The organism is Burkholderia sp. Ac-20384 (assembly GCF_017104605.1).
Lineage (GTDB): Bacteria > Pseudomonadota > Gammaproteobacteria > Burkholderiales > Burkholderiaceae > Burkholderia > Burkholderia lata.
This window is the reverse complement of sequence record NZ_JAAGPE010000354.1, coordinates 1-8,358: the sequence shown is the minus strand read 5'-3', so window position 1 is coordinate 8,358 and position 8,358 is coordinate 1. Positions and strand designations below refer to the sequence as shown.

9 protein-coding genes are annotated in these 8,358 nt (G+C 68.7%); 2 read left to right on the top strand and 7 right to left on the bottom strand.

Going from position 1 to position 8,358, the window contains the following annotated elements; all coding sequences use genetic code 11:
• Nucleotides 1–1,188, bottom strand: a 1,188-nt coding sequence (locus G3O00_RS36890; protein WP_206145956.1) for an efflux RND transporter periplasmic adaptor subunit, incomplete at its 3' end; no start/stop codon positions are given.
• Nucleotides 1,189–1,588: 400 nt separating this feature from the next.
• Between G3O00_RS36890 and G3O00_RS36885 the strand changes: the two genes are divergently transcribed.
• Entirely contained in the window at nucleotides 1,589–2,230 is a 642-nt protein-coding gene (locus tag G3O00_RS36885; protein ID WP_011353051.1) for a TetR family transcriptional regulator, read from the top strand.
• A gap of 97 nt (nucleotides 2,231–2,327) precedes the next feature.
• On the opposite strand, the gene G3O00_RS36880 is transcribed toward G3O00_RS36885, so the two are convergent.
• Nucleotides 2,328–3,005, bottom strand: coding sequence for a cysteine hydrolase family protein (locus G3O00_RS36880; RefSeq protein ID WP_206145955.1), 678 nt, complete (start codon nucleotides 3,003–3,005; stop codon nucleotides 2,328–2,330).
• 152 nt (nucleotides 3,006–3,157) lie between these two features.
• Here G3O00_RS36880 and G3O00_RS36875 point away from each other — a divergent pair, with 152 nt between their 5' ends.
• On the top strand, nucleotides 3,158–4,174 hold the full coding sequence (locus G3O00_RS36875; protein WP_206145954.1) for a helix-turn-helix domain-containing protein: 1,017 nt from the start codon (nucleotides 3,158–3,160) through the stop codon (nucleotides 4,172–4,174).
• A 42-nt stretch (nucleotides 4,175–4,216) separates the two neighbouring features.
• On the opposite strand, the gene G3O00_RS36870 is transcribed toward G3O00_RS36875, so the two are convergent.
• The 5 genes from G3O00_RS36870 to G3O00_RS36850 form a co-directional block, all read right to left on the bottom strand.
• Nucleotides 4,217–4,924, bottom strand: coding sequence for an SRPBCC domain-containing protein (locus tag G3O00_RS36870; protein ID WP_206145953.1), 708 nt, complete (start codon nucleotides 4,922–4,924; stop codon nucleotides 4,217–4,219).
• Between the two features lie 28 nt (nucleotides 4,925–4,952).
• Nucleotides 4,953–5,312: a DUF427 domain-containing protein gene (locus G3O00_RS36865; RefSeq protein WP_011353055.1), complete on the bottom strand. Its 360-nt coding sequence runs from the start codon at nucleotides 5,310–5,312 to the stop codon at nucleotides 4,953–4,955.
• Nucleotides 5,313–5,445: 133 nt separating this feature from the next.
• Nucleotides 5,446–5,883: a carboxypeptidase-like regulatory domain-containing protein gene (locus tag G3O00_RS36860; protein WP_011353056.1), complete on the bottom strand. Its 438-nt coding sequence runs from the start codon at nucleotides 5,881–5,883 to the stop codon at nucleotides 5,446–5,448.
• 111 nt (nucleotides 5,884–5,994) lie between these two features.
• On the bottom strand, nucleotides 5,995–7,479 hold the full coding sequence (locus G3O00_RS36855) for a DegQ family serine endoprotease (RefSeq protein ID WP_011353057.1): 1,485 nt from the start codon (nucleotides 7,477–7,479) through the stop codon (nucleotides 5,995–5,997).
• A 101-nt stretch (nucleotides 7,480–7,580) separates the two neighbouring features.
• A partial coding sequence (locus G3O00_RS36850; protein WP_206145952.1) for a HAMP domain-containing sensor histidine kinase occupies nucleotides 7,581–8,358 on the bottom strand: 778 nt, incomplete at its 5' end.

The window sequence follows — 8,358 nt, the reverse complement described above, 5'->3', positions numbered from 1 at the left end:
AGCCGGCGCGGCGGACGCGGCAGCAGCACCCGATGCGGCATCGGCCGCCGGGGCGAGCTGCGCGGCGACCGTCTTCACGGTCGCACCCGGGCGCACCTTGTCGACGCCCTGCACGATCACGTGATCGCCCGCTTCCAGACCGCCTTCGACGATCCAGTTCGCACCCTGCATGCCCGTCGTCTTCAGCGGACGCGGCTCGACCTTGTTGCTGGCGTTCACCACCATCGCGATCGCCTGGCCCTTCTGGTCATGCGTGACGCCGATCTGCGGCACCAGGAACGCGTTCTCGTTCACGCCTTCCTCGATCCGTGCCCGCACGAACATGCCCGGCAGCAGCACGCGGCCCGGGTTCGGGAACACCGCGCGGATCGTCACCGAGCCGGTGGTCTGGTCGACCGTCACGTCCGAGAACTGCAGCTTGCCCGGTTCCGAATAGGTCTTGCCGTCTTCCAGGATCAGCGACACCTTCGCCGCGCCCGGGCCAGTCGTCTTCAGGCGGCCGCTCTGCACGTCCTGACGCAGCTTCAGCCCGTCGAGGCTCGATTGCGTGAGGTCCACGTACACCGGATCGAGCTGCTGAACCGTCGACATCAGCGTCGCCTGGCTCGCCTGCACGTAGGCGCCCGGCGTCACCTGCGAGATGCCGACGCGGCCGGTGATCGGCGACACGACATCGGTGTAGCCGAGGTTGATCTGCGCGGTGTCGACCGCTGCCTTGCCGGACGCGACATCCGCCGCAGCCTGGCCTTGCGTGGCCACCGCGTTGTCGTAGTCCTGCTTGCTGACCGCGTTCGCGGCCACCAGCACCTTGTAGCGCGCGACCAATGCGTTCTGCGTGACGAGGTTCGCCTGCGCCTTCGCGAGCGTCGCCTTCGCGCTGTTCAGCGCGGCAACGTACGGCGCCGGGTCGATCTTGTAGAGGCGCTGACCGGCCTTGACGTCGGTGCCTTCGGTGAATTCACGGCGCAGCACGATGCCGTCGACCCGCGCGCGGACCTGCGCGACGAGGAATGCACTGGTGCGGCCCGGCAGGTCGGTGAAGACCGGTACGGATTGCGGTTGGACGGTGACGACGCCGACTTCCGGCGTTTGCGGCGGCGGTGCCGATTCTTTTTTCCCGCACGCGGCCAGGAAAACGGCGGCCGTCGCGACAGTGATTAAGCGGTATGGAACCCGTTCGACGCGCATGGAGCGACCTCTGTGTATAACCAATGGAATAAGTGCCGCACCCGACCGGAGGGAGCGCAACACGGATGCGCCTCACGGCGCAGATCGAACACCTGAAATACTGGACTGCCAGATACAGCAAGCGGCACGAAACCTCCGTGCCGACAGGTTGCCCCGCACTGCGGACTGGTACTTTGGCGGGAATCAGCAGGTGGGATATTAACTGATTGCCACTTGGGTCATTCGATCGTAGGGTGGTATTGTATATACATTCATGAATGTATGTAAAAAGCCCGTTTATGCCCCGCCTGCTGTCCATTCTTACGGATTGTTACCAGTCACAAGCATAGCCAGTCTATATGACTGCGACGAGGGTTGCAGACCCTATATTCACCTACGATCATTCCAATCAGGCCTGCACATGGTCAGACGTACCAAGGAGGAGGCGCTCGAGACGCGCAATCGCATTCTCGACGCCGCCGAGCACGTGTTCTTCGAGAAGGGCGTGTCGCACACGTCGCTCGCGGACATCGCCCAGCATGCCGGCGTGACGCGCGGCGCGATCTACTGGCATTTCGCGAACAAGAGCGAACTGTTCGACGCGATGTTCGACCGCGTGTTTCTGCCGATCGACGAGCTCAAGCGGATGCCGCTCGACGCACCGGGCGGCAATCCGCTCGAGAAGATCCGGCAGATCCTGATCTGGTGCCTGCTCGGCGTGCAGCGCGACGCGCAGTTGCGCCGCGTGTTCAGCATCCTGTTCATGAAGTGCGAGTACGTCGCAGACCTCGAGCCGCTGCTCCAGCGCAACCGCGCGGGAATGAGCGAGGCGCTGCACGCGATCGATGCCGATCTCGCGGGGGCCGTGCGGCTCAAGCTGCTGCCCGAGCGGCTCGATACGTGGCGCGCGACGCTGATGCTGCACACGCTCGTCAGCGGTTTCGTGCGCGACATGCTGATGCTGCCCGACGAGATCGACGCCGAGCAGCATGCGGAAAAGCTCGTCGACGGCTGTTTCGACATGCTGCGCTACAGCCCGGCGATGCTGAAGGACGGCGACTGACCGCGCGACGCGCGCTCGCCTGCGGTTGCCGTTTCATCGTGCGGCGCACGAACCTCGCAAACGCACTGCCCGCCCCCTCTCCCGTCTCCCCGCAGTTTCAGGCCGCCTTCGCGCGCTGCGCGCGGGCCCGCTGGTTCGACGCGGCGACCGAATCGCGCTTCGGCATCGGCGCACCGGCCAGCCCCGCGATCCACGCGTCGGTCGACATCACGGCCGCGAAATTCGACTGGAACACCACCGTGTACGCGCGGTGAATCTCCTCGGCGCTCGCCGCACCTGCTTCGTTCTCGTACGGCAGCGCGCCCGTCGCGTCGTCCAGGTACTCGACATTCAGCCCCGCGTGCGCCGCGTGATAGACCGTCGACGCATTGCAGTTGTGCGTCATGTAGCCGGCCACCGCGAGCGTGTCGATCCCGTGCGCGTCGAGCCATGCGGCGAGGTCGGTCCCGGCAAACGAGCTCGCCTGCTTCTTCTCGATCAGGTGCGCGTACGGCCGGCCGGCAACGACCGCGTGCAGCGCGACGCCGTCGGAGCCGGGCGCGAAGATCGGCGCGCCGGCCGGCGCGACGTGCTGGACGACGATCACCGGCACGCCGGCCGCATGCGCGGCATCGATCGCGCGGCCGATGTTCGCGAGCGACACGTCGAGCGGCGGATACTCGATCGGCAGGTTGCCCGTCACGTATTCGTTCTGGACGTCGATCACGATCAGCGCGCGGCGGGCCGCCGGGCGGGAAACGGTTTGGGAAGCGGATTGCGGGACGGCGTTCGACATGGCGGACTCCTGGTCCGGGGGCGCGGCCCCGCCCCGGAACGGGACGGCCAGCGGCGCGATGCGATGCATTGTCGGTGCGCATCGTTCACCGGGACAGTGGCCCGATAGCCATTCTTCGATAGAATCGGGCCATCGCCATTCCGGAGCCCGCCATGACCGCCGCCGCCTCGTCCACCCGGCCCGCCCCGCCCGTTCCGACCGTCGTTGCCGTGATCGCGTATGACGGCATCAGCCCGTTCCACCTGTCGGTGCCGTCCGTCGTGTTCGGCAAGGAGCGCGACGCGGCGGCATCGCCCGCGTTCGAGTTTCGCGTCTGCTCGGCCGAACGTGGCCCGCTGTCGACGACGGGCGGCTTCACGATCACCGCGCCATATGGGCTCGACGGGCTCGACGATGCGGACATCGTCATCGTGCCGGCATGGCGCGATCCGGACGAAGCGCCGCCCGACGTGCTGCTCGACGCCGTCCGCGCGGTCGCCGCGCGTGGCGCGCAGCTCGTCGGGCTGTGCCTCGGCGCCTACGTGCTCGCCGCGGCCGGCCTGCTCGACGGCCGCCCGGCCACCACGCACTGGGCGTGGGCCGACGACTTCGCGCAACGCTTTCCGCGCGTGAAGCTCGATCCGGACGTGCTGTACGTGGACGACGGCAACCTGATGACGTCGGCCGGCACGGCAGCCGGGCTCGACTGCTGCCTGCACGTCGTCCGGCTGCGCTTCGGCTCGGACGCCGCGAACCAGATCGCGCGCCGCCTCGTGATCCCGCCGCACCGCCAGGGCGGGCAGGCGCAATACGTGCCGCAGCCGGTCGCCGCGCATCCGCGCGATGCACGGCTCGCGGGCCTGCTCGACTGGGTGCGCGCCCACCTCGACGCCGCACACAGCGTCGACTCGCTCGCCGAACGCGTGCTGATGAGCCGGCGCACGTTCACGCGCCACTTCCGCCAGGCGACCGGCACGACCGTCACCGCGTGGCTACAGGCCGAGCGGCTCGCGCGCGCGCAGCATCTGCTGGAAACCACCGGGCAATCGATCGATGCGATCGCGCAGGCAGCCGGCTACGGGTCGAGCGTGTCGCTGCGCCAGCATTTCGCGGGCGCGCTCGGCACGTCGCCGTCGGCATACCGAAGGGAATTTCGCGGCGCCGGAGCCGGCGCCGCGGTCGTGCGGTGACGCGCGCGGCGAGCACGCGTCGCTGCGGAACCGGCCGGTCGCTCAGCCGCCGTTGATCCAGCGTGCCGCGTACAGCAGCAGCGCGATGAAGACGATCATCGCGGCCCACGCCCACACCGGCACCGTGCCGGAGCCGCGATGCGGGAGCGCGCCGGCGGCACGCCCGGTCAGCGCGCCGCCGAGGTGCGGCGGCAGCGCACGCTTCGTCGCGGCCACCAGCGACGCCGGCCGCAGGAACACATGCTGGCGCCGTGGTGCGGCCGAGCGCGCGCGATTCGGTGCAAGACCGTGCTTCGCCTGCACGACCGCGCAGAATTCGCGGAAGAAGTCGTCGGTCCATTCGCGCAGCGTATTTTCGATCTGCCGCCCCGGCAGCTCGGTGAGCGGGCCGCTCGCCGTCGCCCAGACCACGTACTCGATGCGCGTGGCGTTCTCGTCGTCATCCGGCACGAGCACGAGTTCGACCTGGCCGCGCAGCGCGCCGAGCCCGTCGGCCCGCGCCTTGAAGTTGAGCACGCGGCGCGGCTGCCCTTCCGCGTCACCCTGCTCGGCGGCGGCGTGCGCACGCACGTCGTAGCGGGCGCGCAGCGGGCCGAGCGGCACCGTGATCGTCAGCGCAAACTCGCCATGCGCAAGCTTCTCGAAGGATTCGCAATGCTGGAAGCTCGCGCGCAGCAACGCGAGATCCTCGAACGCCTCCCGCACGACAGGCGGGGCGAGCGGTATGCGTAATGTGTCGTTCAGTTCCATGACGCCTCCCCGATGAACACGCGCCGCATCAGGACGTCTCGACGAGACTGTCGATCCGTGCAGCGTCGAAGGCAACGTAGTGCGCGAGCGCCAACGCGGCCTCCTTCGGTTCCTCGTAACTCCATGCGGCGTTCTCGATCACGCCGTCTTCCGTCTGCAAGTCGAAGTGCACGGCCTCGCCCCTGAACGGGCAGGCCGACGTGACGCCTGATTTCACGAGCCGGCGCATGTTGACGTCGCCACGCGGCAGGTAGTGGGTGTCCGGCAGGCCCGTTTCGCGCACGGTCAGCGCGCCGTGCGAATCGGCGTACGTGATGCCGCGATGGATCACGCGCACGCGATGGCGGTTCGGCACGATTTCGAGACGAGGGTCGGCTGCGTCGGACATCGTTTCTCCTTGGGGCGGCCAGGCCAAGCCAGGCTCAGGAAACGAAAAAAGCCACGGCACGGGTGCCGTGGCTTTCATTATGGGCGAAACCGCAGCCGAATGCGCGACCCCGGCCGGGGCCGCGTGCGGCGAACTACTGCGCGCTCCACTGGAAGGCGGTTTTCGCGCCGCCCTTCGCGCCGACCGTGACGGCACGCGATTCCTCGTTGCCCTGGTACGACGCGTGCACCGTATAGCGGCCCGGCGGCACCTTCACGAGCATGTACGGCCCGCGCGCGTCGGTCTTCAGCACTTCGGCACCCTTGCCGTCGACGATCCGCACATGAACGTCGGCCAGGAACTCACCGCCCTTGCCGGTGAACCGCAGCGCCAGCGGCCAACTCGGCTCGTTGCGCTGGAACGCCGTCGATTCGTCCTGCCCGACGCCGCCGGACACGAAGGTGACGTCGCCCTGCTGGCGCGCGGCGGGCAAGCCGTCCGACTGCGCGTACGCGCCGGTCGCTCCGGCTGCGAGGCCGGCGGCCAGCGCCGCGGCGACGGCAAATCGGGACACGTTGCGTAGATATTGCATGGCTCTCTCCTTGGGGTCGGAACACATACAGGGCGCTGCGTCACACCTTCAGCACGGCAGCGCCCGCCGCGGCCGGCCTGGCCGGCCTGGCCGGCCGTCGGCCGTGGCCGGTCAGCTCAGGTCGACCGGCACGAAGATCTGTGCATTATCGCGCTGGATCAGCAGAGCAAGACTGTTGCCCGCGCCCTTGACCGCGTCGCGCAACTGCTCGGGGCTCGTGACCGGGCGGCCGTTGACCGCGAGGATCACGTCGCCGGGCTGGATGCCCGCGTTCGCGGCCGGCCCGCCGGCCTGCTGCACGATCAGGCCGTGCGACAGGTTGTCGGCACTGCGCTCCTGCGGCGACAGCGGACGCACCGCGACACCCAGGCGCCCTTGTTCAACAGGGCCGCCGTCGTTCGACGCGAGCTTCGCATCGGCCATCGCGCCGAGCGTCACGCTGATCGACTTCTTCGACTTGTCGCGCCAGATCTGCAGGTCGGCCTTCGAACCCGGCTTCAGGTTCGCGATCTGCGCGGGCAGCGACGTCGAATCGGCGACCGGCGAGCCGTTGACCGACAGGATCACGTCACCCGGCTGCAGGCCGGCCTTCGCGGCCGGGCCGTTCGGATCGACCGAGCTGACGAGCGCGCCGTCCGGCTTCTGCAGTCCGAACGAGCTCGCGAGCGTCTGGTTCAGCCCCTGCACGGCGACGCCGAGGCGGCCGCGGCTCACGTGGCCCGTCTTCACGAGCTCGTCCTTCACCTTGATCGCCTCGTTGATCGGGATCGCGAACGACAGGCCCTGGAAGCCGCCCGTCTGCGAGTAGATCATCGAGTTGATGCCGATCACCTCGCCCTGCAGGTTGAACAGCGGGCCGCCCGAGTTGCCGGGGTTCACCGGCACGTCGGTCTGGATGAACGGCGTGTAGTTCTCGTCCGGCAGCGCACGCGACTTCGCGCTGATGATGCCCGACGTGACCGTGTTGTCGAAGCCATACGGCGAACCGATCGCGACGACCCACTGGCCGACCTTGCTCTGCGCCGGGTCGCCGATCTTCACGGTCGGCAGGCCGCTTGCGTCGATCTTCAGCACGGCGACGTCGGACTGCTTGTCGGAGCCGACGACCTTCGCCTTGTATTCGCGCTTGTCGGTCAGCTTGACCGTGACGACGTTCGCGCCGTCGATCACGTGCGCATTGGTGAGGATGTACCCGTCGGAGCTGATGACGAACCCGGAACCCAGGCTCGCGCTCGGCTGGTCGTCCGGCTGCGCGTCACCGCCCATGCCCGGCACCTGGCCGTAGAAGTGCTTGAAGAACTGGTAGAACGGATCGCTCGGATCGATCGGCAGTTGCGGCTGCGGCACGCGCCGCGATACCTGCTTCACGACGTGCTTCGCGCTGATGTTCACGACCGCCGGGCCGTAGGTCTCGACGAGCCCGGAGAAATCGGGGATGCCGGTCTTCGCGGCCGCTTCGGCCGGCATCAGCGCGGCCGCCTGTGCGGGCGTGATGATCTGCGGATCGGCGCGGCGGGTGCCGGCAACGTAACCGGCGGACAGAGCGGCCGCCACGGCGACCGCGACGGCGCCGCGCGCAAGGAATCGGGTGTTCATCGTAGGACCTCCTCTTTGTTAGGACGCAGCGTAACGACCCTGACTTAAAGGAGGCTTAATCAGCCTTAAGCGGGGCTTAAGCGGCCGCCCGGCGGCGTTCTTTACACGGATTCGGACGGCTGCGGCGCCTCGGCCGGCATCTCGGCATCGCGGAACACGACGCTGACGAGCAGCCCGCCTGCAGCCGCGTCGCCGAGCGACACCGTCGCGCCCTGCTGCGCGGCCACGCGCTTGACGATCGCGAGCCCGAGCCCGCTGCCCGACACGTCGGTGCGCGCCCGCGCGGAGCTGTCGCGGTAGAAGCGGTCGAACACGCGCTCGCGCTCGTCGGCCGGAATGCCGGGCCCGCTGTCGCCGATCTGCACGCATGCGCGACCGGCCGCGTCGCGGGTCAGCGATACGTCGATGCGGCCGCCGTCCGGCGTGTACTTCACCGCGTTGTCGAGCAGGTTGCCGAACATCACGCGCAACGCGCCGACGTCCGCGACGACGCTCGCCGCACGCGTCTCCTCGAAGCCGAGATCGATGTCGTGCCGTTGCGCGAGCGGCGCAAGCGCGGCCACGCATTCGGCAAGCAATGCCTGCAGGTCGACCGGCTCGCGCATCGTCGCGCCATCCGGTTCGGCGCGTGCGAGCGCGAGCAGCTGCTCCGTGAGACGCGTCGCTCGCGACACGCCATCCTGGAGATCCGCGACCGCCTCGCGGCGCGATGCGTCGTCCTTCGCGCGGGCGACGAGCTGCGCCTGGATCTGCACGGCCGCGAGCGGCGTGCGCAGTTCGTGCGCGGCGTCGGCCACGAAGGCCTTCTGCGTGTCGAGCGCGGCCGCCAGCCGCGCGAGCAGCCCGTTCAGCGCCCGCACGAGCGGCTGCACCTCGAGA